Origin of the sequence: Algoriphagus algorifonticola (assembly GCF_007655305.1) — a bacterium.
Taxonomy (GTDB): domain Bacteria; phylum Bacteroidota; class Bacteroidia; order Cytophagales; family Cyclobacteriaceae; genus Algoriphagus; species Algoriphagus algorifonticola.
Genome location: NZ_VLOG01000060.1, coordinates 53,889 through 78,359, shown reverse-complemented (window position 1 = coordinate 78,359; position 24,471 = coordinate 53,889). Strand labels below are relative to the sequence as shown.

Annotated in this window: 18 protein-coding genes; 1 reads left to right on the top strand and 17 read right to left on the bottom strand. The window is 39.1% G+C overall.

The window, feature by feature from the left end; all coding sequences use genetic code 11:
* Positions 1-160: 160 nt before the first annotated feature.
* The 14 genes from FL972_RS16920 to FL972_RS16855 form a co-directional block, all read right to left on the bottom strand.
* Positions 161-757 (bottom strand): hypothetical protein, encoded by a 597-nt coding sequence (locus FL972_RS16920; RefSeq protein ID WP_144607170.1) that lies wholly within the window; start codon positions 755-757, stop codon positions 161-163.
* 21 nt (positions 758-778) lie between these two features.
* Positions 779-1,483 carry a hypothetical protein gene (locus FL972_RS16915; protein ID WP_144607168.1) on the bottom strand — a complete coding sequence of 235 codons (705 nt, stop codon included), beginning with the start codon at positions 1,481-1,483 and terminating at the stop codon, positions 779-781.
* Between the two features lie 22 nt (positions 1,484-1,505).
* Positions 1,506-4,538 carry a vWA domain-containing protein gene (locus FL972_RS16910; RefSeq protein ID WP_144607166.1) on the bottom strand — a complete coding sequence of 1,011 codons (3,033 nt, stop codon included), beginning with the start codon at positions 4,536-4,538 and terminating at the stop codon, positions 1,506-1,508.
* A 2-nt stretch (positions 4,539-4,540) separates the two neighbouring features.
* The gene (locus FL972_RS16905) at positions 4,541-4,891 is read right to left on the bottom strand and encodes a DUF4870 domain-containing protein (protein WP_144607164.1); all 351 of its coding nucleotides are present in this window, start codon (positions 4,889-4,891) and stop codon (positions 4,541-4,543) included.
* Between the two features lie 14 nt (positions 4,892-4,905).
* Entirely contained in the window at positions 4,906-5,514 is a 609-nt protein-coding gene (locus FL972_RS16900; protein WP_144607162.1) for a hypothetical protein, read from the bottom strand.
* Positions 5,515-5,518: 4 nt separating this feature from the next.
* Entirely contained in the window at positions 5,519-6,328 is an 810-nt protein-coding gene (locus FL972_RS16895; protein ID WP_144607159.1) for a hypothetical protein, read from the bottom strand.
* Positions 6,329-6,451: 123 nt separating this feature from the next.
* The gene (locus FL972_RS16890) at positions 6,452-8,392 is read right to left on the bottom strand and encodes a thiol-activated cytolysin family protein (RefSeq protein WP_144607157.1); all 1,941 of its coding nucleotides are present in this window, start codon (positions 8,390-8,392) and stop codon (positions 6,452-6,454) included.
* A 181-nt stretch (positions 8,393-8,573) separates the two neighbouring features.
* Positions 8,574-9,074, bottom strand: coding sequence for a hypothetical protein (locus FL972_RS16885; protein ID WP_144607155.1), 501 nt, complete (start codon positions 9,072-9,074; stop codon positions 8,574-8,576).
* Between the two features lie 11 nt (positions 9,075-9,085).
* The gene (locus FL972_RS16880; protein WP_144607154.1) at positions 9,086-9,706 is read right to left on the bottom strand and encodes a hypothetical protein; all 621 of its coding nucleotides are present in this window, start codon (positions 9,704-9,706) and stop codon (positions 9,086-9,088) included.
* A complete protein-coding gene (locus FL972_RS16875) occupies positions 9,703-10,299 on the bottom strand; it encodes a hypothetical protein (RefSeq protein ID WP_222116048.1) in 597 nt (198 codons plus the stop codon). Before FL972_RS16875 ends, FL972_RS16880 begins: the two co-directional genes overlap by 4 nt.
* Positions 10,300-10,305: 6 nt before the next feature.
* The gene (locus FL972_RS16870; protein WP_144607150.1) at positions 10,306-10,911 is read right to left on the bottom strand and encodes a hypothetical protein; all 606 of its coding nucleotides are present in this window, start codon (positions 10,909-10,911) and stop codon (positions 10,306-10,308) included.
* A gap of 126 nt (positions 10,912-11,037) precedes the next feature.
* A complete protein-coding gene (locus tag FL972_RS16865; protein WP_144607148.1) occupies positions 11,038-12,564 on the bottom strand; it encodes a histidine kinase in 1,527 nt (508 codons plus the stop codon).
* A gap of 14 nt (positions 12,565-12,578) precedes the next feature.
* Positions 12,579-14,075, bottom strand: a complete 1,497-nt coding sequence (locus FL972_RS16860) for a histidine kinase (RefSeq protein WP_144607146.1) — start codon at positions 14,073-14,075, stop codon at positions 12,579-12,581.
* Positions 14,072-14,782, bottom strand: a complete 711-nt coding sequence (locus FL972_RS16855; protein ID WP_144607144.1) for a LytR/AlgR family response regulator transcription factor — start codon at positions 14,780-14,782, stop codon at positions 14,072-14,074. Before FL972_RS16855 ends, FL972_RS16860 begins: the two co-directional genes overlap by 4 nt.
* A 513-nt stretch (positions 14,783-15,295) precedes the next feature.
* On the opposite strand from FL972_RS16855, the gene FL972_RS16850 reads away from it, so the two are divergent.
* Positions 15,296-19,213, top strand: coding sequence for a hybrid sensor histidine kinase/response regulator transcription factor (locus tag FL972_RS16850; RefSeq protein WP_144607142.1), 3,918 nt, complete (start codon positions 15,296-15,298; stop codon positions 19,211-19,213).
* A gap of 781 nt (positions 19,214-19,994) precedes the next feature.
* Here FL972_RS16850 and kdsB read toward each other — a convergent pair.
* The 3 genes from kdsB to FL972_RS16835 are packed head-to-tail and all read right to left on the bottom strand — an operon-like array spanning position 19,995 to position 24,023.
* The gene (gene kdsB, locus FL972_RS16845) at positions 19,995-20,726 is read right to left on the bottom strand and encodes a 3-deoxy-manno-octulosonate cytidylyltransferase (protein WP_144607140.1); all 732 of its coding nucleotides are present in this window, start codon (positions 20,724-20,726) and stop codon (positions 19,995-19,997) included.
* A gap of 13 nt (positions 20,727-20,739) precedes the next feature.
* Positions 20,740-23,199 (bottom strand): GumC family protein, encoded by a 2,460-nt coding sequence (locus FL972_RS16840; RefSeq protein ID WP_144607138.1) that lies wholly within the window; start codon positions 23,197-23,199, stop codon positions 20,740-20,742.
* 5 nt (positions 23,200-23,204) lie between these two features.
* Positions 23,205-24,023 carry a polysaccharide biosynthesis/export family protein gene (locus FL972_RS16835; RefSeq protein WP_144607136.1) on the bottom strand — a complete coding sequence of 273 codons (819 nt, stop codon included), beginning with the start codon at positions 24,021-24,023 and terminating at the stop codon, positions 23,205-23,207.
* Positions 24,024-24,471: the final 448 nt, after the last annotated feature.

Sequence of the window (24,471 nt, the reverse complement as noted above, 5' to 3'; positions counted from 1 at the left end):
GAAGGTTAATTCCCATTTACCTCTTGTATAGTGAACAAAATGACCTGTTTCAAATCATATCAGAATTGGAATAGGATCCACTGGTTTTGCATGGTATTGGGAAAAAAAATTAAAGCCCCAGAACCTATCCTGAGGCTTTAATGAAATCGAAAACAAAAGATCAATTGATCCGCTCCAGATAAAATTCTCCTTCTGAGATCATCACTGATTCTTTGGTGATCATATCATAGACTCGACCAGAGAATCTACCTTTTGCTTCCTTTTGAGTAAGCTTGGTTAATTCAAACATAGGATCTTCCTCGTCCACATCGGAAACATAGGTTTTGCCAGCACTTTTTGTATAATATCCCAAGCTCGCCCCACGCAGCCCATATCCAGTGGATTCAAACGGCTCCAAGAAATCGTAACTCCCTACCCGGATTTCTTCCTCATCCTTGATAGCAATATTAAACCCCTCGGGACTTCCGTTATCCTCTTCATTGAGTGCACCGCCCACAATAGTCGCTTCGAATATTCCCGGCACAATACTTCCCACCATGATATAGAGCATATCGGGATTGTTAAACTCCCGCATTTGTCCGTCTACTTTTGCACGGATATAATAGGGATAGTCACTCTGCTCATTTACTACTTCAGCTAGCATAGAGTCTTGATCCTGATTTCCTTGCCTTTTTTCCTCTGAGGATGTACCTGAACAGGAAATCAAAAATCCCAGTACAAAAAGTATGAAGGTCTTAATAATTTTTAGTTCTTTCATTTTATAGTTATTTAAACTCCATTAAAAAAACTTCCCGATCCAGCGAAATTGACTGGAATCATCCATATTCCTGATGGTGATCTTGGATGGAAATGAACCCCTGATTTTGGGGTCAGTTTCAAATACTTCTTCAATGTCATATTGCACCCAATTGAATCCCGGTTCAAGATTCAACTTAAACTGATATTCCACCGGAATCTCCTCTCCTTCATAAGGCATTTTAGTCATAACAGAAAAATCCAGCGTTACCGGCTGCTCTAAAAAAACTATATTCAAGTAGGATCCTTGTTCAGCGTTATTGTAGCCAGAATCTTCAAGCCAGTTTTTGATCTCTTCACTAGTCACAGGAAACACCACTCCTGCCCAGCGACTCTTACCGTCCATAATAGAGATGTATGGATTTTTCAGTGCCAAAAAATCAGCTACCAATCCAAAATCATCATTGGAAAAAGGTCCATCAAAAGCTTGATTTAAATCTCCAAAAAAGACTGCCATGTCTTCCAGGGGCATATCCTCCGGTAAATCAGCTCTAGTGAGATCGATTGAAAACTCCCCTCCTTTAGCCACTGATCCTATTTCTATCGGATGATCAGCTCCAAGGGTAAAAAGGACCAGCTTCATATCTGGAAATTTTTCAAATCCCTCCACGGTCCCAATTACAGGTTCGGATGTTTGAAAGGTCATGGACATCAGTCCAATAGTCAAGATTCCAAGTAATTTTTTCATAAAATTAATAGTTAAAGTAAAGCTAACAGGGTAAATAATTGCCCATTTTGTCCATCATTCCAATAAGTTTGCTTAGCCCTCCCATGACCTTTTCGGGCTGACCGGTCATGCCTCCATGAATCCACCGTGCAGCATCACAGGCATCCATTTGCAAAGCACGAAGGACGTCTTCCTCCAAGTTACTCGTATCCATTGTTTGGATGGCATGGGAGGCGATTGCGTATAATTTGACAAGGATCAACTGGTATCCAATAAAGCCAATACTACGTCCGGGATTTTGTTTGAAATGACGAGTGTAAGCCCTCAAAACCATATTGATATCGTCGTAACGGGTATATACATTTCGCTTTCCCCCACCTGTTTGATCCGGCAAAATCCCCAATAGCTCACCGGTTTTTCGATCAATTTGCCAATAGGCTAAAGTCTCCAATTCCTTTCCAAAAATCTTAACATCAGACCCCGCACGGCTCCAATATTCCCTAATGAACTTAGCGTAGGGTCCATTTCGGAGTTGCTCCTCAAACCAATCCTCATTTTTGGCTGTGTTGGTACTTATTAAATCAGCATCGGCTAAAAGACTAGATGTACTTTCTTCAAAAAACGCCCCCTCAACCAGTGCCAGGTGAGCTGTCTTTTTAAGATTCACCTGAAAACTATTTTCCGGCTTATCTGATATCGTTACAAAATTTGCCGTAGGCAAGATATCCACTGAATCTTCTGAAAATTCTTGATTGATTCCCGTGATTCGTTTGACAATAACCATTCGAATCCCACTGGCGAAAGTCAAGGAATCCTTGGTTACTTGATCTGGCAAAGGTGCCAAAAGATGAATCATCAAGGGATCGTAAGTCCAGTTGATCTTTTCCAATTCCTCCAGCGCCTGATCGAGATTTTCCGCTTTGACAGCATCGATCCAAGCTTGCTTGCTGAGCCTATATTCTAAAAGTTCATTCAATGCATTAGCAAATGTAGGCCCCTGCCCTTCCACTCCGATAATAACTGAGCCAAACAACAAATTTCTTACTTCATCAGCATGAGTTTTGTCGATTTGACCTAATTCCTCTAACACCGGATCCCAACCCGCCAATACCCGCTCAATCGTTTGATTCCCAACTTTTATCTTTAAATAAACCCCAATGACCTTGGGGCCGATCGTCAGGGGTTCTTCCCTGAATTTGAATTGGTAAGTTTCCCTAGAACTAACTCGCTCGGAATCAACAGAAACCTTGATTTCTTTGGTTTCCGATTGAAGCGAACCATAAAAAGTAAATACATAAGGTGGTAATTCCAGCAGAGAAAGCTGCTTCAAAATCTCCTTTTGCGCGTCGCTTTGGTCTTGAGCATTGATAATTTTCCCTTCGCTGGAAACAGAAAGGTTTTCAAAAACCTCCCGACTGCTTGCCCGAGTTGAGTTAAATACATCCAAAACCACCACAGGCGGACCTGCTCGAAATGCATCCAAATCTCCTTCCTTTAGTTCATCCTTATTATCTCCATCTGTGGCAAAAAGAATCAGGTCAAAGGAAGTTTGACTGGCTTTTTTTAACCATTTGTATAAAGATGAGTCGGTTGCCCAACTTGTAACCGATGCTTTGGGGAAATCTTGCCTAATACCCTCCTCCAATTTTTCCAAGAATGCCACCATCCCTTCATTTCGATAGTCAATAGGCATACTAAGCGACGTATCGAAAAGGATTAATACTTTAGGTGCTATTTCATTCGACTCCATCAAAGGGCTGATCGGAAGACCATTTTCTAAAAAAATAAAATCCGAAGCCATCAAGCCTTCCACCAATTTACCTGACTCATCCGTCGGCCAAAGCTCAGCCTTGACCAATGAAGGAAGTCCTGCTATAATTTTCAGTTTTAATTCCTTCACCTCCTTTGCCTTTGTAGATTCCTCTACCCAACTAATCGGAAAGCCATTGACTCGGATTGTTTTTCGCTTTTCATCTAACTCAATTTTCTGGCCTTCTAAGGTAATCGTTTCACCCAATTCAGTTAATTCCACCCGTTCATCTTCTGTCAATTCAGTGCTTTCAGTACTTAAAATAGGCGTAAAAACACGAACCTGATTAAATGAAGTGCTTGCCATTTCCAACCAATCCAAGCCATGATAAAAACCCAAATGCAATTGCCTACCAATCAGATCTTTTGCTTCGTAGTTTTTGGATAAAAGAATTTTCTCTTCACTTGGTTGAATACTATCCCGATAGCTCAAACTGAACTCGACCTGATCCAAAATATATTCCGCAGGATCAGCACTTCGGACTCTTCCACTGGCATCAAAGGCTTCTCCAAATGGCACAGTCGTATCAAAAAGGTGCGCAATGAGCGTTTTATTTTCCCATTGAAATTGGACGGCAGGACAGCGGGAATTGTCCCATCTGAAATCAAAATCATGAAAACGAATCTGATCCTTTTCGGGAATGAGCTCCCAAAGTCGATTAGCCAATTTCTCAGCTTCTTTTTCTTGCGAATTAATAAAAGTGAGCTCTTGAAGATCGGATTCAGAAAGCTCAAGCATCTTCATCCATCGGTTTATTTGACTTTCATTCAACCCTCCTAAAATTTGATTTTCTCTTGGCCTAAAAAACAAAGACTTGACCATTTCCAAATCAAAATCAGTTCGCTCAAAAACGACGGTTGCTTTAATACCGGAATCTTCAAAAAGTTGTCTCAATACTTCCGCTTTTTCCCTCGGTGTGGCAAATCCACCTCTCAATACCCCTCTAATTCCCCCTCGCATGGCCGATCCCATTCCACGGAGTGAAGCTTCACTTGCAGGAATTAGAAAAATTGAGTCCCGCACAAACGCCAACTGCTGTTTTGGATCCTTACTTTCTTTGACTTGATTATAGGCTTGGGTCAGACAGTCTGGACTGGACTGAATCAATTGTTGCATTTCTCGCCAAACCTGAAAAACACCGCCGTTCAAATTTTCTGAATCTTTCTCAGGGTCATCACAGGAGGCCAGCCAGCCCCCTGTAGATGACACTAAACCAAAAAATGCAAGTTTTTTAAAAAATTCTCGTCGATCTGATAAATAAGGCATGATTAAAAGTTTTTAAACCATTCTTCAAAACGATCTCCCAAAATGGGCACGGTTTCCATCCGACCATTTACCGCGTGAATCAAGCCCATCACCCACATGTAAATCATCACGACCAGACCTAGTAGGTAGATAATCCAACCTAAAATGGGAATCAAACTAATAATCACCAGGACCAAACCAACCACTACCAAGCCCAAGGATTGCTTGATGTGAAATTTGGTGAAGGGATATTTTTTTTCATTGTTCATCACAAAAGCGATGATCAAACCAATCACAGTGATATAAGCAATGATCGCCTCTGTTTTTCCTTCAGGATTGGCTGCTACTGTCAAATTTTCTTTAGATTCTTCCATGATTTTAAAAAAAATTAGTTCATTAATAATCCTTCATCACCCGGACGCATTCTAAAACTAAAATTATCAATCCTGATAAAGTGAGACCCATTGAAGGTCTCCAGTCGCAGTCCGGTCACTTCACCGGTTAGCATATCTCCATCCGTATTTATGGTCACGGCATTGCTGGTATTTTCAAAGCGGTAATAGGACACATAATCTCGCTGTTCCGCTTCATTCCAATAGCTGACTATAGCATAGCCATCGTATTGTTGCAATTGACTGATATGAGCCGTGGTGTATTGTTCAGACTGTGTCCAAGGCTTTAGTTCTTTGCCTCTGATAGTCACAGATAGCACATCGCCAGCTCTAGGATTATCATCCGGCGGGTAGAAATTAAGCGTCATAATTCGGTCAAATTCGGTAGCTGTGATCATCAAATAGGTGTCAAAATCATCCGTTAAAATTGATTCTCCTTCAGTTCCTACATATTTAGATTCATCATAGACGATTTTTCCAGAAATATCACCGGTGATATCCACCGAAAAGTATTCATAATTAAAAGGCTCCGTGTCATCTTTGTCCTTGCAGGAAAAAGTCAAAACAGTTAGGAGTACCAGTATGATTTTGATTTTGTAATTCATGGTTTTATCGATTAGAAACAGTGTATTCATAGGGTTCAAAAGCCACACATTCCATGGTGGCACTACCGTTTTTTTTGCCTTTGTTTTCTTTATCCTCCATCTCCATATACATCATTAAGCTGTTAGGATAATCTTCAGCAAAACGTTCTAATTCAGGAGGTAGATTGTTCTGGGTATTGTTAAAGACATTATCAAAATTTGCCGGCATGTCTGTGGCAAAATACACGGTGAACTTATATTGCTCATTTTCCATCTGTCGTCCAATACAGTTATAGCCTAAAAACTCTTTATTAGGAAGCTCGGTAAGCGTAAAATTTTGGAAATCTTCCAGGTATTCTTCTTCCTCATTCTCCATATTTTTGGCAATATCCATAGAGGTGGCGATGGGATTTCCATCGATGTAGTTTACAATGACTTTTCTTTCTTCATCGATGATCGAGAAAAGATCCATTCCCATATCCATTTTGTAGCCCAGATAGGATTCATTGGGATTGAGGAAATAGTCAAACTGAATTTCACCAGCAGACGTGGTCATCTTCATCGCATACCGGTATTCAAAATGATAATTATCCGGCAGTTCGGATGCGTCCACCGACATCCCCCTTCCTCCACCATTCATCAATCCTGAAAGATTGGGATTAAGGATTTTTTCCAAAGCATTTTCAGTGATTTGTCCGGCTTTGTCAGCCGTTTTGTATTCAATGACTTCTTTGGTTCGCTCCTCAACTCTTTTTTTAAGATTTTTGAGAAACTGTGCCTCTGCCATTGGGATGCTGAAAGCAAGTGTTAAAAAGATTGAAATTAATTTTTTCATAGACGTTTAGATTTTGATGGGATAAAGTTCTCGATTGAACTAAAAATAGAATATCAATGATGTATCAAATGATATAAAAATGGTAACATCGCCCCCCAAATCAGGCTGGAGGGGCGATTTTGATTAATTCAGCAATTCAAAACGAACCCAAATGGCGGCTTTTTCTCCAGCCTTACCTGCCTTGATCGGTCCTTCGATGATATATTTGCCTCCAGTTTCGGGCACATTAGTCAGCCATAAAGTATTGGTAGCTCCAAAATCAGAAAAACGATATCCTCCTTGGGCAATTTGTCCATCTGGAAATGTCTTAGTCGGATTCAGTGCCTTGATACCAGACAAGACATCTAGAACTTCTCTCAATTCCACACCGATAGAACTATCGTGAATCACCTTGTCATTTGATCCAGTGTATTCCTTTAGCCAAGTGTAGATTTTCATTTCATGATTTGGATCTTTGTAGGCATCCCAAGGAATATCAAAAATTAGCGTATTATTTATCTGAAAAGGATCTCTTGAGTTTCGGTTTTCACGCACGTGTATTTGGTTATTTACCCCACCTCCTATCCAGCAGGTGTAAGGACCGGATATTTGGTTTCGACTAGGATCCCCAAAGCCACAGGGGGCTCCGGGAAATTTGTTGATTTGGGTACTGCTGGGTTGAAATACTTTTCCCTGAGCTTTCAGGACCACTGCCATTTGCAAGCCATAATCATCCGGGTCATCTCCCCCTCCGTCTCGACCATCGATATTTTGGATGTCTGTGAGCGTCATCTTCAATCGATAATTCCGCTTCTCCACACAGGTTTCGATTTCCTGAATCATCGAATTATCCATTCCTACCTGCTGATTCCATAGGTTTTTTAATTCAAACCCAATGGGCAGGGCGTATCTGTGATCTCCCGCCTGAGAGGCAATCCAATTTCCAATATTTGGAATTCCGTTATTTTTCGCATCAACAATAGTATTAGCAGCACTGGAGCTGGTCCCCCCATACATGAAAACCTTTATTTCTACCTCACTATTATCGATAAGTTGATTGTATAAGGCATTCAATTGAGATTGAGAAATTCCGGAAAATCCAGATCTGGCCGAAATATTAGCTCCATACTCTTGAATGGATCGTTTACTTTTAAAAAGCACTCCACCTTTTCTCCCATAATCCACTTTTGAGATATAGACGTAATCTTTATACGGTACCTTGGCTGAAGTATTGAATACGGCTTCCGTATTTAGTCCATCCACTTCCAATGAAAACATATATTGACTGAATTCTACCAAATAATAATGGTAATTTTTCTGCGTTCCTGCCTCGATCCCTAAAGAGGCGGCAAAAGACCCTAATCCACCTGAATACCTACCTGTGAGTTTAAAACTCAGGTCTTCTCTACTTTTGATTTCGGTCATTTGGTAGTCCATATTTGCGGAAACTTCGAGTGCACCTTGAGAAATGAGTTTATTCTCCGCCTCAGATAGCTTTGATTTCGCCTTAGGGTTTTCAACTGTCACATAGGTGGTGCTTCCTCTTAAGTTGGAGGTAGAAATCGTAATGGGGTGGCGATCATAGTTCTCTTCAATTTGATAGGAGCCATTGACAAAGCTACTTGCCTTCAGAATAATGCCCGGCTTCAACCAGTCCGGCCTCGAGCCTACCGGCATTTCTTCGAATGCCTTAATTTTTGACTCCAAGTTGAGCCGCTCCCGGGTACAGTACACCGTGGAGCTATTCCGATCACTTAGTTTACGGACGTCTGACCTATGCACATCGTTAAGTGAACCATCGCCAATAGCCATCAAACTTCTCCTCCCACCAGTCGAAGTAGGAGTGCCCTCGGTAATGGTAGCAAATAAATCCATAGGAGTCACTGACATGATAACAGTCATTGGCTGAACTTCATAGATAGGAGCTCCAGTTTTGGGATCTGTTTTCACAGGTGGCTTGGTTTCCGTCTTAGTACGCCGACTTACTTGGGCATGAAGCGAATCCATGACTAGAACACCTAGGAAAATGATGAGGAAAATTCTCCATAGATTTTTCCAAAGTGGGGGGTTAGGTAGAAAATTCATAATTAAATGAGTTAGGTTAAAATTTTATTCCTGACCAAAACTCTCGAATTCACACTCCTTTGGATAAAAAATACCTACCAAACGATATCAATTATGTATCATTCGATATAAAATGAGGCCTCCGACAATAAAAAAGTCCTGAACAATGATCCAGGACTCTTATAATTCATTGTAACAAAAATCATTCAATTCGAAAACTAAATTCAGCCGGCGAAATCGATCCTCGGATTTCTCCTACCGGGACCATTTCCAAGCGTACAGTGTATTTCCCTTTCGGAAGATTGGAATCCAGTTTAGGCCAATCCAACCTTGGCACAGGCATTTCATACACTTCATTCTGCAGAGCCGGAATCAAATCAAAGGCCTCAATCGGCACATACGTATCTCCGGGAAGCCATGGCCAATTTCCCCGAGAGCTGTGGTGGATCGTTTTTCCATCTTTGATCAGGGTAGTTTTCATATCAAATAGCACAATTCCCCGTTTTCCCACCTGATCAGCTTTGTAAGAAAACATGATTTTGTATTTATTTTCCTTAAAGCTTTTAAATAAATCAACAGGGACAGCTTCTTTTAGAACCTGACCACTGGAGAATCCCTCGACTCGGATTCTACCTTCCAGCGATTGGGCAGAAAGGGAATAGGAACCCAAAAGGAAAGCGATAATTAGGAGTTGTTTTTTCATAGTTAAATGAATTAAGGTTGATGAAAACTTGCCAGTGAGGAAAATTCCCAAAGCTGGGATAGACCGAGCCCAAAGCCCTTGATTTGAAATAAATATCGATTTTGATCCACAAATTCGATCTCTGCAAACTGCTGAGATTTATTCTCGGATTCTTTTACTCTCAATCCATCTCGGAGATAGATCCGAGTTTGCACCCCTTCTTTGTTTTCTTCAATATCCAGCTTGAGACGATCTTGTGCTGCCTGAATCAAAATGGAACCGTTTTGACCTGCACCATCTAAAATCTCCACTTTTATACCCAAATCCTTTAATTCAGCGTGTTGATATTCAGCCAAAACCGATACAATTCCAGAATCTTCCCGATGACCTGATAGTAATTGAGTCCGATAAAAATCTCCTATCATTTCAGGCACCCAGGTTTTCATAACCTCTTTGGAAATTGGTATTTTTTCCCGAAGTGGCACTTCCTGATTTACGATGGGCAATTGTCCAGATTCCCTTCGGTTTTGGGACTCATTGATCACTTTGACTGGAGATTCGATTTGCTCCAAAATACGCTCCGTTCGTTGACAAGCAGTCCCCCACCAAGCAGTAGAAAAAATCAAAATGATCCAGAGGAAATAAGGTTTCATTGAGAAAGGGATGATGGGTCTAAAATCTTTTGAAACTCCCAAAACACGTCTGGGCTCATTTGCTCCCCCTGGAAATTGAAGTAAAAGCGCTGATTTACAGCATACTGTAAAAAGGCTTTACCATCTGCCGGAGTGTGCCGCTCAAAAGCTTTGACGCCATTATTTACATAGACTTTAGCATAGCCATCCAGCAAAGGCTCATCATACTCCTCACCAAGATTTGCTTTGATCATTCCATTCACGGCTACGACCAAAGGCCCTTTCCCATCCAATACGTCAAGGGTAAATCGCATCTGTGGATTTTCATCATGAATATACTTCACTTGTACTCTAGGAAGATCTCCATGATCAGCAGATGGTTCTTTTTCTCGGGTAAAACCGGCATGTTTCATAGGTAACCAATCCAAAAAAGCCGATTTTGAAACGGGACTTGACGTGGATGAGGAAGCTCTTTCTTTGACTTTTGAATCCGAACTAACTTGGACTGAAGTGGCTGGAATGGAGTCATTTTTCGAATTTTCCTTTTCCCCACAAGCTCCTAATCCTATAAAAGAAATTGCGAAAATAATGTGCAAATAGCTGGGCGTTTTCATCATTTTTTATTTAGGAAATTGATTGTTTTGAAGCTCATCAAATGCCCCATAGATTTCATCTGGGCCAACCTGATTTCCAAGGATACCCACGTGATAGCGATGATTTTGAATATACTCGAGTTGATAATCCTTACGATCATTTTTGGTTTTACTGACAAAAAGAACCCGCTCGCCTTTATGGTCTTTTATTTCAGATTGGAAATCATCTCCAGATTCATTTCGAGCAGTTTCAAGCATTTTAAATACTGCATTGACATGCTGAAACTGATTATTCCCTGCCCCATCGATCACTTCCAATCTTAAACCCGGATGTTCGCTTCCTTCCTGATGACTGTAAATAGCAATAAAGCCATTTAAGCCTGATTTAGGTTCTTTACTCTGCAATGGAAATCCTTGCAATGCGGAAGGCACCAGTTCCAAATACTCAAGCTCCGAAAAGGGTTGCTTTTCCATCAGCTTCATCAGCCAGGTTTTGGGATTCTGAGAGTCAGCATCAATGGGGCTTACCGGATTTTCAGCCTCTTCTACATGGGTTGTAGTTTTGCTTTCTTCACAGGAGAAAAAAATCAAGGAGATGAAACAGGCATAATTAATCAAATGAAATGCTTTCATTGCTTTTTTGACTTTGAAATAAATGAGAAGGGCAAGGTACTTGGTCAAAAAAAATCCGGATAAAAATCCTGTAACAAATGATCCTACTGTTGTAACAGCAGGCCTATTATAGCGGGGTATTTTAAGTTAATATGAGGTTTCCAACCAAAAAATCACCTCTGTGCCCGAAGATTCCGAATTATTTTTTTCGTGATCTATTACTTCGAAATGGTAATGAACCAATTCATTTTGATTAAAAAGCTCCAGTCTTTCTTTGGACAAAGTCATCCCTATTGATTCCTTTTTAACCGTACGCTTGGAATTGATTTCTTGTGAGGCTTTTCTTCCAATCCCATTGTCCCTTATTGAAAGAAGGTGACCCTTTTCATTCTTTTCCAACTGCACATTGATTCGTTTCTCTCCTGCTATATTCATCAGTCCATGCCATATTGAGTTTTCAAAAAAGGGCTGTAATACCAAAGGCGGAAGCTCTATCTCATTAAGTCGTACATCCCTAGCAATGTCCATATTAAACTCAATACCTTTTTCAAAACGAATTGACTCCAAGGATATATAGAGTTGGGATATCTCCAACTCCTCTCCGAGTGTAATCTTCGTTTTTCGGGAACTTTCCAGCACTAATCGAATTAATTTAGAGAAGCGATTTAGGTATAAAATAGCACGATCCTTTTCTTTATCAATTAAAAAAACTTTAATGGAATTCAGCGCATTAAAAATAAAATGCGGATTCATCTGACTCCGAAGCGAACGCAAATGAAGTTCAGTAATTTCCCGTTCGTAAAGCGCTTTGATTCTACTCATCCGTTCGGATTCTGCATCCGATTCCAGTTCGATGATTTTTTCTTCCTTTTGAAGGATTTGATGCTGAAGTTGCTGATTTAACTGAGTACGCAAATCATCATTCTCTTTAAACCGAAGCATCAGTTCCTTCTGAATTTTTATTTTTTGGTCAAAAATTACGCGTTGTTTTAAAGCCAAGGCATAAGTGAAAAAAAAATTTTCAATCAAAATACCCAAATATAAAATATAAAAATACCGGTCGGTGATAACTGTATCTTTTTCCGCGGCCAGAAATCCAAATAGAAAGGCAGCAATTCCAATTGCTAAAAAACCATAAAGAATCGGAGCTTTTACTTTTTCATTTGTCCTGACTATAAGAAATATGCCAATCAGGGTAAAGATTAATGTAATTGGCATAAACACAAAAAAATAAAACTTCCTCATCAAGTCATACCCATCCCAGAAAAAAACCCCCAGAAAAAAAATAGCATAAATCAGAGATATAAATACAGTGTAACCTTTGTAAAAATGGATGAACTTTGGGTAGTATGATTTCAAGCGCAATATTTCAATCAGAAAGTAGGAGAATACGATAAAGCTTATAAACTGAAGTGGCGTGATACTCAGTCTGAAAAATTCCGGAAAGGTGAAATAAATATCTTTCAGAAAACTTTCATAAGGCCTTCCGATTAAAGCAACAGCGTTGACAAAAGCATAGGTACTATAATGCAAAAAGTACTTTTCTTTGTTTTTAAAAAAAAGAATTAAGTGGAAAGCAGCCAAGTAGAAAAGAATAGAAATAGCCATGAGAGCCAGGCCATTTCGGTTACTATTCTCAAAAAACATCACCAACTGCCCAACAAATTCATCCATTTTTCTTGACAAGTTTAGATCCAAAAAATCACTTCAGTACCCGAATTATTTGGATTTGAGTGGTCTATAATCTCAAAGTGATAGTTTACAGATTCATTTTGATTGAAAAGTTCCAGCCGATCTTTGGAAAGGCTCAATCCCAAAGACTCCTTATTCATAGTTCGTTTGGAATTAATTCTTTGTGCTGCCTTACGCCCGATACCGTTGTCCCGAATAGAAAGCACATGTGCACCATTCTCCTTTTTTAAGCAGACTTTGATCCATTTTTCCCCAGCTTTATTCATTAGACCATGCCAGATGGCATTTTCGAAAAATGGTTGAAGGAGCAAAGGAGGAAGTTCAATCTCATTTAGGCGAACATCCCTGTCAATTTCCATCTTCAGTTCGATTCCATCCTCAAAGCGAATTGATTCCAGCGTCTGATAGAGTTTGGCTATTTCCAGCTCCTCTCCCAGTGAAATTTTAGTCTTTCGGGAGCTTTCCAAAACCAAGCGAATTAATTTTGAAAAGCGATTGAGATACAAAATCGCCCGGTCTTTGTCATTTTCTATTAAAAAAACCTTAATCGAATTTAAGGCATTGAAAATAAAATGCGGATTCATCTGACTTCGAAGTGATTGCAGATGCAGTTTGGTGATTTCACGTTCATAATGTGCCTTTACCCGGGCCATTCGCTCAATTTCCGCATCTGCTGCCAAGCTTATAATTTGTTTTTCTTTCAAGTCCAATTCGCTCTGAAGTCGCTGATTAAGCAGCTCTCTTAGCCCCTCATTTTCCCTCATCTTGAGAACTAACTCCTCCTGAAACTTAAGCTTTTCATCATATACCTCCCCCTGTTTTATAGTTAAAGCATAAGTGAAGAGAAGATTTGCCCCAAGCAAGCCGAAGTAATACAGATAAAAATTCTGATCCATCACTTCTGCCGCTTGTCCCAAAGTCAGAAAGGCTAAAAAAACCTCCCCAAATCCTAAAAATAAAAACCCTATCACTATATAACTTTTGATTTTCTCTTCGATTTTGAAAATTAAAACCAATCCATAGATCATTACTATGAGGTACATAGGTAAATAACCAAAATAAAAAAAGCTTTGAAGAAACGTTAAATCTGGCTTGAAATACTCTAAAGCACCTAAAACTATATAAATTCCCACACAGGAAAAGGTGAAATATTTAAAAAACCTGACAAATTTTGGCAAGTGACTTTTCAAGTGCAAGACCTCGATTGCGAAGTAGGAGAATAAGCTATAACCGGCAAATTTCAGAGGAGAATCCAGCTGAATAAAAAAATCAGGAAAGGCAAGAAAGATATTCTGAAAAAAAACATGATCGGGAATGGGCACCAAAAGTAAAACATTGGAAAAGGCATAAAAACTATAATAAAGGTAAAATTTGTCTCTGTTTTTTACATACAAAACAAAATGGTAAACCGACAAGTAAAACAGAATGGAAATGATTGAAAAACCCAATCCGTTGTAATTGCTATCCTGAAAAAGTTTAATAACTCCACTCATAAGCCTTTTTTTAGTGTGGATTTTAAAGTTTCTAAAAATCTCTTTTTTCGAAGTCTCGACAGAGGCAAGATTTCCCCAGAGTCTAAAATCACATTGGAGTGGGTTTTATCCAATAAGTTGATGCGTTGGACATTGACCAAATAACTATGATGTATTCTAAAAAACTGCTGATCCGGCAGGATACTTTCCAGATGTTTGAGGTTTTTGGACACCAAAATTCTAGTACCTGATTTGGAGATCACCCAGGAATAACTGCCTTCACTCTCACAAAAGGAAATTTCCCCAGGGTCGATTAAATGTAATTCCTGATCAGTATTCAAAAGAACTTTCCCGGATTCTGATTCAAGACCTTTTTTGGTTTTCAACTTTTTCAATACCCGGTCCAAATCTTCCCCATCCACCGGCTTGAGCAAATAATCAAAGGCCCGCTCTCGAATAGCTTGTATCGCATATTCAGAATATGCGGTAACAAATACCACTTCAAATGTCCTTTGTGCTAATTTTTCCAAAAATCCAAAACCATCCATTCCTGGCATTTCAATATCCAAAAACAGACAATCCACTTTTTCATCCTTCAAATGAAGTAGTGCCTCTTCCACCTGTCCATATTGAGCGACAATGGTCACCTGATTTGAAAACTTCTCCAACTCATAAACCAAAGATCGGATAGACTTTGGTTCATCATCCAAAATGGCAACTCGAATCATAAAATCAAAAACAAGACTAAATAATATGTTTGAAAAATTTTCTTAATCTACAAATTCTAACCAATAGTAGAAAATAAATGTTTTTTGAAGAATAGCTATAAAAATATTTTTGAAATAAAGCCGCTTTCCTGCTTGTGGGAAGAAAAAACAGCAATGGACCTGATTGCAGAGAACCAGAAAATTTTTAATCCCAGGGTAGACTTAGCTCCAATTACAAAATATCTGATACATCCCCCAAATTCTTTCGCATCAAATATTAGTTTCATCCATCTGTTTAATTGTTATGAAATCGAGCAGGTCGGTGCCGACACAAACTAGGATGCCCCTATGTATCAGGAAACCAATGCGAGATATTATATGGCCTTTAAAAAACAAATTATAAACAGATGAAATCGAACACTACCCAAAGTGACACACAGATAGACGCCCCGATGTATCGGGGAACCGGTGTGAGATTCTCCCGAATCAAGTTCGGGACAAGCTATCTGACCTTTGAAAAACAAAATATAACAGATGAAAAAGATTTTTTTTTCGGCCATACTTTGTATTACATGGATGATTCCCCAATACCTGTGTTTCCCCCAGGAAAACGTGAAAATTCATCAAAAATGGCTATCTCCTGGACTGTCCAACAATAGAATTCTTGATATCGGTCAGGATTTGGATGGGTTTCTTTGGATGATTACAGAAAAAGGGTTGTGTCGATACGATGGTTATGAAGCCATCACCTATTCTCAGAACTACCATTTTATTGTAGATGACCCTTTATTTTTGAAAAGTAGTCTTTTTATTGATTCCAAAAACAGAATTTGGTCTCTATCAGGCACCCTTCAACCCTTACTTTTTGATAGAGAAACAGCAGATTTTTCACCTATGACTGAACTAAGTTCAGTAACAAGTATGACTGAAACAGCAGCGGGAAACTTCCTTTTTGGAACTTTAGGAGGACAGGTATTTCTTTTTGATTTTGATAGCAAAAGGACAGAATTGATTCTGGCTAAAACCGATCAGGAAATCGTCAAATTGCTAAAAAACCCCAGGAAACCGGAAGAAATTATCATCCTTTTCAAAAATCAAGTTGGAAAAATTAATACCGAAACCAGAGAGTATCAGCTTGTTTACCTTTATCCCGGCAAAGATACCGCTTCGTTTAGTTCTTCTGTCCTAGACAGTAAAGGGCGACTGTGGATAGGAACTTTGGATAAAGGTCTTTTCAGAATAGATTTTTCAAGTCCTTCTCTTTCTCAGCAATTACATCGCATGGATATTGAAATATCATCCCCCATATTAGACCTTCAGGTTAAAAAGGACGAAGTACTCTGGATTGCCACCTACGGATCAGGCCTTTATACCTATGACTTGAAAAGTCGGCGAATCGCACAATTTACCCATCAAAAAGACAATGATTATTCCCTAGCTACCAATGACATTACCACTATATTCCATGATTATGCCGGCATCACCTGGATAGCCACTTTGGGAGCTGGGCTCAATTTCCATGATCCTTATTTGGATAAGTTTCAAGTAATTTCTAATTCCACCGCTCCAAAGGACATTCAACTAAAAAATATTCGGGCGTTGTGGTCTGATTCCCTCCAGAATTTGTGGATAGGAACTGCGGGCAACGGGTTGATTTCCTACAATTTACTTTCTAAAAAATGGAACAGCTACCTTTCAAATTCAGGTTCATCTATCACTATTCAAGATAATAGGATTTTAAGTTTACTTGGATCGGATCATGAAATTTGGATCGGATATCAAAGTGAGGGATTAAGTATTCTTAATACCAGGGACAATTCCTTTCGGCATTTTAATGAGAACTCTCAGCCCTTTTTGCCAACTTGTCGAATACTTAAGATTGTCAAAGATGAACAAGAGCGGTTTTGGCTTTGCACACGAAATGAGGGATTAATTCAATTTGACCCGAATTTGGGAATTATCAAAAAATTCACCAATAATGCGGGGAATCCCAATTCATTTCCCGACAATCATGTCAGGGATTTAATCCAGCTGAATCAGGAAGAGTTTTTGGTAGCTACTTTTTCTAAAGGGCTTCTTAAGCTGAATATCAACACAGGAGATTTTCTTGAATACAAGGACTATGAAGCTTCAGGTAAAAAAGTTACCTGCCTCCATTTAGATAAAGAGCAAAAAGTTTGGGTGGGGACTTTGAATATGGGAATCAGGCTTCTCGACTTAAATTCTGGGGAATGGATAGAAAGTACTATACTGGAAGAGTTCAAAGGGGTTCAGATACACGGGTTGGCATCAGATAGCAAGGGTCATTTATGGATAAGTTCAGATTTAGGCATTTCCTCCATTGATCCAATTTCTGAAAGCACTACAGAGGTGTTCACCTACACACCACAGGAGAATTCTGTCTCACCCTTTAATCCGGGATCCTACGTTTCAGACAAGCATTTGGGAATGTTTTTCGGAGGGTATGATGGTATTTTCAATTTTAGGAAAGATGCCCTTCTAAAAAATCCCGTTTCTCCCAAAATTGCTCTAACCAAAATCCTGGTTGGTTCCAGGCAACTATTACTCAGGAAAAACCAAACATTTCAATCTACTGAAAACGATTTAACCTTTTATTTTTCTAGCCTAATCCTATCAGCTCCTAACAAAAACCAATATCGCTACCGGCTTTTGGGATATAATGATTCCTGGAAAATTCAAAAAGGAAACAATTCGGTTTCATTTGCTAATTTGAACCCGGGCAAATATATATTTGAGGTTAAAGGAAGTAATTACGATGGGATTTGGAACAATCAACCTGCAATTTTCTCTTTTGAAATTAAGCCACCCTGGTACCTAAGTATCCCCGCTAAAATCTTTTATCTGGCAGTTCTATTCACTATGATAAGTTTGACTTACCGCTACTTAAAGTGGCGATGGTCAATCCAATACCAGTTGGAAATCAAAAATCAGGAAACTACCCGGTTAAAAGAAATAGACGATTTGAAATCTGAATTTTATAGCACAATTTCCCATGAACTCCGGACCCCTTTGACCCTTATCATGGGTCCCACCGAGCGACTGTTGGTTTCGACTGACAACCCCGTCCAAAAATTACAATTGAATTTAATCTGGGAAAATGCTCAAAAACTAATGGTTTTAATTGATCAGATTTTATCTATCAGAAAAATTTCGTCCAAAACACCGGTACTAAAAATTCAAAAGGGGAACCTGGGACTAGTTTGTCAATCTGTTCTGATCAATTTTCATTGTCTCAGCAATGAAAAAAATCTCTCTTTCCAATCAAAAATCCCACTAATCACAGAAGTTTGGTACGATCCAGACCAAATAGAACGTATACTTGAAAATCTGATTTATTTTATTATCCAAAATGCCCAGCCGGAAAGCTCGGTAAAATTCAACTTAGAGTTGATCGACAAATGCGTTTTTTTAGAACTCGGCTATAGCGCTTACTCATCGCCCAAAAAAATCAGTAAAGAAGCTCAATTGAATATCCAACATATTAAAAAATTAACTGAGGTCCATCATGGAAAATTTCAGCTTAGCCAAAGAGAGAATGGGTACAATCTTTTCAAACTAGAGTTTCCTGTAGATAAATATGCGTATCATCCTTCCCAGGTAACCGATGAGGAAGATTTTGATTGGGGAGCTGTTGATAATGCAAAAGCTCCAAAAAACCCGGGAAATCAAACTTCCAAAATCCTGATTGTAGAGGACAATCAAAGTCTCAGAAATTTCCTTGTTCGAGAATTATGTACTACCTATCATATCATTGAAGCTGCAGATGGAAAATCCGGAATTTACGAAGCCTATAAACACATACCGGATTTGATTTTAACAGATATAATGATGCCTGAAATAGATGGTTTGCAACTTTGCGGAGAATTAAAGAGCAATGAATTGACCTCTCATATCCCGATAATTCTTCTTACTGCAAAAATCGATGAGGAGACTAAAATTAACGGATTTGAAGTAGGAGCAGATGATTACATACAAAAACCTTTTTCCTCCCGTCAATTAGCCCTTAGAATACAGAATCTAATCGAGTTAAGAAATCGACTTCGTATTCGCTATTCCAAAGGAATATTTCACGCTTCAACAGATATTCCAGTTTCTTCCACTGATGAAAAATTTTTATTAAAGGTCCAGGAGTTAGTCGATTCTGATTTTTTTGAGTCCACCTTTTCCATAGATAAATTCAGTAAAAAACTAGGCATGAGTCGAATGCAGCTTCACCGGAAACTGATTGCTCTAACAGGCCTTTCTGCTTCTGCATTTATCCGTGATCAAAGACTGAGAAAAAGTATTCAAAAATTGGAGAAATCAGATGAAACAGTTGCTGAAATCGCCTATTCTGTAGGGTTCAGTTCTCCCTCCTACTTCATTAAGTGCTTTAAGGAAACCTTTAAAATTACTCCATTGGAATATCAGCAAACTCATAAGCAAGATTGATAGGTTTGAACTATTTTTGACCTCCCCCAGCCCCTCCTGAAGGAGGGGGGCGGACCCGAACCCTCAAAAGGTTTTCTAATTTGAAGAAATCACTGAAAAAATAACTCCTTCATTTTTCTGTCTATCCTTTGGAGGGTTTTTACTCATGTTGACCTCCCCCAGCCCCTCCTGGAGGAGGGGGGTGGGCATGAAATTAAAAGCCTGAAAGGCTTAAACTCTTAAATAGCCACGCCTGAGGCGCGCAGGCCCGAGTGCAACTCGGGGTAAAAGATTAACCTTCAACCTACCCCAGCGCTGGCGCAATCGATTCGTGTGGAAACGATAACTCAATGCCAGTAAGACATAAAGAGAAATACAGTAGAAATAAATAGAAATATGCCTGCGGCGAAATATTCCTAAACTCGAGGTTATCGAGAAGATATTTTTTAAGATAAGATAAGCCTTCGGCGAGATATATATGGAAATACTGTGGAAATACATTGAAATACGCCTTCGGAGAGATAGTTAAAAGATACCTAAAAGATATTTATTCAAGATATTGACAAAATATGCCTTCGGCGAGATAAACTATCAATCGAACTCGGATCAAAAGCTCAGTAGGAGCGATAAATATTTTAGCCCCGCCACGGCAGGCGTGGGTTTTAACCCCTGGGCCTTAATGAACGCACTTTCCCAGCGCTGGCGCAATGGATTCGTGTGGAAACGATAACTCAATGCCAGCAAGAAGAAACGGAAACCATACAATAACCCTCCAAGAGTTTCTTAATTTACCCCCCTGACTTCAATCCTTCCTTAACCTTCTCTGAAATTCCCTGGCTTTTTCCAGGTCTTCAGCTGTATCAATCGCTATAGCCTGATGGCTGGTTTCTACCATCCGGATCTTGATTCCTCTTTCCAACAGCCTCAATTGCTCCAACATTTCCAACTCTTCCAACTTCCCTTTGGGCCAAGTGGGAAAACTTTCCAAAATCTCTCTCCTATACCCGTATATTCCCACATGCTTCAAATAGGCTATTCCTTCTTTTTTATCCCTATTATAAGGAATTGGAGATCGAGAAAAATATAAAGCATCTGACTGCCCGTTCAGCACCACTTTCACAAAATTGGGATTGCCAGCCTCTTCCTCGGGAATTTTAAAATATAATGAAGCAACCTCTACCGAGGAATCCTCAAAGGCTTTTTTAAGCTCCTCTAGTGACTCTTTGTCTTGAAAGGGCTCATCACCCTGTACATTGATGATGATTTCAGCATCTACTTGGGATAAGGCCTCAGCTATTCTATCCGAACCGCTTTCGTGGGCTTTTCGACTGAAAAACACCTTTCCTCCCAATTCCTCAATCTGTTTTTGGATCAACTCATGGTCTGTCACTACCCAAACTTCATCAAAAACACCTGTCTCCAAAGTGGAAAGGTAAGTTCTCTGAATTACCGACTTACCCCCCAAATCCTGAATCAATTTTTCAGGCAATCGGGTTGAAGCAAAACGGGCAGGAATTAAGGCTGCGGTTTTCAAGGAATTGGTTTACTTATCGGGTTTTAAAAAGTTTCTTGAATTTATTCATCCAAGGAGTTTTACTCATTTTGATCTTTTTCTTTTTCGTCTCTAAATCATCCCCATAGTAATTGTACATATACTTGTTGTTTTGGGAATAGAGATAGGTGTTTCCGTATCCATAATTATACCCTTCGTAATGGTAGCCAGAATTAATAATGCCATTGAATACCCCATACACATTGGTCACCTGTTTGTTATTAAAGAGGTCATTGATCATCACCAAGTGATCCTTATTGGTATAATTTTGTCTTACCACATATAAATTGATGTCAAATAAACGCATCAAATCGATGGTTTCAGATACCAGTCCCATCGGAGGGGTATCAAAAATGATTACGTCAAAGTTTTGATCCAGGTAATCCAAAAAGTCTTTTAATCTTTGAGTTTGAAGCAATTCTGCCGGATTAGGGGGAATCACACCAGATGGGACAAAATATAGGTTTTCATTATCTGATTTCATCACTATTTCAGGAGCCTCCACTTTGCCGATTAGATAGGTAGAAAGTCCAACTTTATCTGACTGATTAAAATATTGGGCTAGTTTAGGTCTTCTTAAATCACCTCCTACAACAACGGTCCTTTTGGAGCCTAAGGCCATAGCAGAAGCTAAATTGAGGGAAGTGAATGTTTTTCCTTCACCTGAAACAGAGGATGTCACCAATATCCGCTTTGTATTTTTTCCACTTGCCAAATAAGTAATTGCTGACCTCAGGGACCGGAATGATTCAGCGACGGCTGATTTTGGGTGTTCTAGAACAACCTTGTTGGTATCTTTCTGAGAATAACCAATTACCCCTAGTTGAGGAATCATAAAGTGCTTCTTTAGATCTCTTTGATCCTTGATCGTATCATCAAACATATCTCTGACTACGATAAAACCAAAAGGCAACAATAATCCCAATGCTATAGCAAGTGCATAGTTTTGCTGCTTTTTAGGAAATACCAGTGTACCTCTTTTAGCAGCATCCAAAATAGCATTATCGGATACATTGGAAGCCCGTGCAATGCCAGCTTCTGCTCTTTTTTCCAATAAATAGGTGTAAAGAGATTCTCTTAATTTAAACTCCCTGAATATGCCTGTGTATTTGGACTCGGATTCCGGAAGAGTAGCAAATTGTGCATCATAACTTCTAATTTCCCGAATGATACTTTGCTTTTGCTTTTGTGTATTTTCGATCAGGTTTACCACATTTTCAAATAGCGCATCCTGAACTTTCTCCATTTCCACGTCAATTTTCACAACCTCCGGGTGATTTTCATTAACAGTGGCCAACAGTTTTCTCCTGTCCTGAGAGAGCGTTACTAATGTTTGAATTAATCCATTGAGCAGAGGATCAGGCACACCGATCACAGATGGAGCAATCACATCTGAAAAGTCTTTGCTTTTCATCTCCATGTATCGCCTTATCTGTTCAAAGTAATTCAGCTGATAGTCCAGTTCTGCACTTTTCTCATCTAAAGTATTCATTTTGGATAAGATATTGGAGAACTCCGCCGATACATCCAACAACTTATTTTCAACCTTGAATTCCTGCAATTCCCGCTCCTTCAATTTGAGTGAATCCTCTAAGAAACCTAGTTGCTCCTCGATAAAAGCAATTGTATTTTCCTGAATCTTATTTTTTTCATTCAGGTCATAATCGATATAAGACTCCATCAAGGAGTTGATATAATCTCGTCCTTTTTCCACTACTTTAGTGGTAGTGGTTATTTTCAAGACAGAACTGAAGTCATTTTCAAGGTATACTTTAATATTCCTGGCCCAAAACTCCTCCAAATAGGAAGGATTTTTCAACTGAAAAACAACCACGTCCCCTATTCTTCCGGGATTTACGAGATGAACAGTAAACTTAGAACGACCTGTCTCGATTTCCTGTCCGAATGTGTATGTTTTATTATAAATAGATTCGTCACCTGAAGCTTGGGCAGCATTGATGTCCAAAATACTTTCTGAATAGGGTAACAACTTGAAGTTTTGATCAGATAAAACCTGTAACTCTACCTGGGTTTCTGTTACCTGTAAGTGATTCCAATCTACTTCAATCCGGATTGGAGACCTATCGTAAAGCTCAATATCCTTGATATTGGTTTTGGCAAAATATTCTACATCGAAATGAAGTTTTTTGAGGGCTTCACGAGCCAAGTTCTTAGACCTAAGCCTCAAGATATCATTCTCCAGATTTACTCCTGAATTAAAAATATTGGATCTATCCATGATCCTTGCCTCCGGTGAAGTGTTGGTCTTAATGACCATGGAACCCGTCACTTCATATTCGTCCACGGTGTACCGGTGAAACAAAAAAGTAGCAATCAGAAAAATCATGGTAAATAATACATACCATGGCCAGTAGCGAATGTATTTGGCTACGACATAGCGTATCTCTAATGCTTTCTCCTCATTATCTAACTGACTGAGATCTAACTTCTCCATAAAAATTAATTCCCTCCTATAACCAAGTTAAGCAATAACAAAGTAGATGCCAATAAGCCACCAAACAAAGCCAGACCTGCTGTAAGATTATCTGCCGAGCCGATCTGTCTGATTTTCATCGGCTCCATATACAAGATATCATTTGGCTGAATAAAATAAAAGGGGCTTGCTAATAAAGCTCTGTCATTCAGGTTGATTTGATGGATTTTTGAACCTCCATCGTATTGACGGACAATAAATAATTTATTCTTTTTTCCAAGCAGGGTAGTTTCACCTGAATTGGCTAAGGCATCAAAAATCGTAGCCCTGTTTTTATAAATAACCTGAACACCCACCTGATTAAATTCCCCTAAGGTGGTATATCTGATACCCGCAATTCTCAGCCTGACATATACCTCATCTTTGAAATATTCATTGATGGAGGTTTGAATTTTAATTTTAGCCTCTTCCTCAGTGAGTCCTGCAATTTTTATTTTTCCCAATTTAGGAACTTCCACATAGCCTGCCTGATCAATGGAAAAACCTCTAAAATACAAGGGATCTGAACCCTGGCCTCCGCCACCTCCCATCATTCCTACACCTCCTCCTCTTGAATTTTGAAAAGTAAAAGCGGCGGTCAACTCTTCATCTGAACCTGCAAAATCAATTTCAACGATATCAAATGGTTGAAGCACATATTTATAATCCACCTCTGCAAAAGGAATAAACTCATCCAAGGCATAGGAAGTACTGTCAGAAAGATTTTGAAGATAGGTGATACGTTTATTACTGATACAGCCAGTGGCCATCAAAAGCATTAAAAAGAAGATAGAGAGTAATCTCATTTTTATGAATGGAATTAAATCAAGTCAAATATATAGAAAATGTTGCGTTGACCGAATGGAAAGAAATGACTCGACGGAATTTACGTGAATTTTGATAAAGATAGATTGAGCTATTTTTTTTGAAAATCCGGAATCTTAGCAGCAGTCCAATTTCATTTGCAGACTGAGAGAGAAAGCTAATGCTGCATCAAGAACGACCTGAATTAATGTGAATTTTAAAAACATAAAATAAACTATCCAAGCACAGAAATGGCTGATAAGTAAGAAATCCCGCTCCTTTGGAGCTGGAGGATACCTAGCCATTATTTTTTTCTAAACAATTACGCTCCTTCGGAGCTAATGCTGATTTTATCTACTATCAAGCTTATGTAGTATTAATTAACAAATTAAACCCGAAATATGCAGTAGACTTCTTATTACGAGTCCAAACCGCTTCAAAATCAATCGC

Coding starts and splice junctions, on each gene's coding strand:
- FL972_RS16920 (WP_144607170.1), bottom strand. CDS start 757: ATGAAAGAACTAAAAATTATTAAGACCTTCATACTTTTTGTACTGGGA.
- FL972_RS16915 (WP_144607168.1), bottom strand. CDS start 1,483: ATGAAAAAATTACTTGGAATCTTGACTATTGGACTGATGTCCATGACC.
- FL972_RS16910 (WP_144607166.1), bottom strand. CDS start 4,538: ATGCCTTATTTATCAGATCGACGAGAATTTTTTAAAAAACTTGCATTT.
- FL972_RS16905 (WP_144607164.1), bottom strand. CDS start 4,891: ATGGAAGAATCTAAAGAAAATTTGACAGTAGCAGCCAATCCTGAAGGA.
- FL972_RS16900 (WP_144607162.1), bottom strand. CDS start 5,514: ATGAATTACAAAATCAAAATCATACTGGTACTCCTAACTGTTTTGACT.
- FL972_RS16895 (WP_144607159.1), bottom strand. CDS start 6,328: ATGAAAAAATTAATTTCAATCTTTTTAACACTTGCTTTCAGCATCCCA.
- FL972_RS16890 (WP_144607157.1), bottom strand. CDS start 8,392: ATGAATTTTCTACCTAACCCCCCACTTTGGAAAAATCTATGGAGAATT.
- FL972_RS16885 (WP_144607155.1), bottom strand. CDS start 9,074: ATGAAAAAACAACTCCTAATTATCGCTTTCCTTTTGGGTTCCTATTCC.
- FL972_RS16880 (WP_144607154.1), bottom strand. CDS start 9,706: ATGAAACCTTATTTCCTCTGGATCATTTTGATTTTTTCTACTGCTTGG.
- FL972_RS16875 (WP_222116048.1), bottom strand. CDS start 10,299: ATGAAAACGCCCAGCTATTTGCACATTATTTTCGCAATTTCTTTTATA.
- FL972_RS16870 (WP_144607150.1), bottom strand. CDS start 10,911: ATGAAAGCATTTCATTTGATTAATTATGCCTGTTTCATCTCCTTGATT.
- FL972_RS16865 (WP_144607148.1), bottom strand. CDS start 12,564: ATGGATGAATTTGTTGGGCAGTTGGTGATGTTTTTTGAGAATAGTAAC.
- FL972_RS16860 (WP_144607146.1), bottom strand. CDS start 14,075: ATGAGTGGAGTTATTAAACTTTTTCAGGATAGCAATTACAACGGATTG.
- FL972_RS16855 (WP_144607144.1), bottom strand. CDS start 14,782: ATGATTCGAGTTGCCATTTTGGATGATGAACCAAAGTCTATCCGATCT.
- FL972_RS16850 (WP_144607142.1), top strand. CDS start 15,296: ATGAAAAAGATTTTTTTTTCGGCCATACTTTGTATTACATGGATGATT.
- FL972_RS16840 (WP_144607138.1), bottom strand. CDS start 23,199: ATGGAGAAGTTAGATCTCAGTCAGTTAGATAATGAGGAGAAAGCATTA.
- FL972_RS16835 (WP_144607136.1), bottom strand. CDS start 24,023: ATGAGATTACTCTCTATCTTCTTTTTAATGCTTTTGATGGCCACTGGC.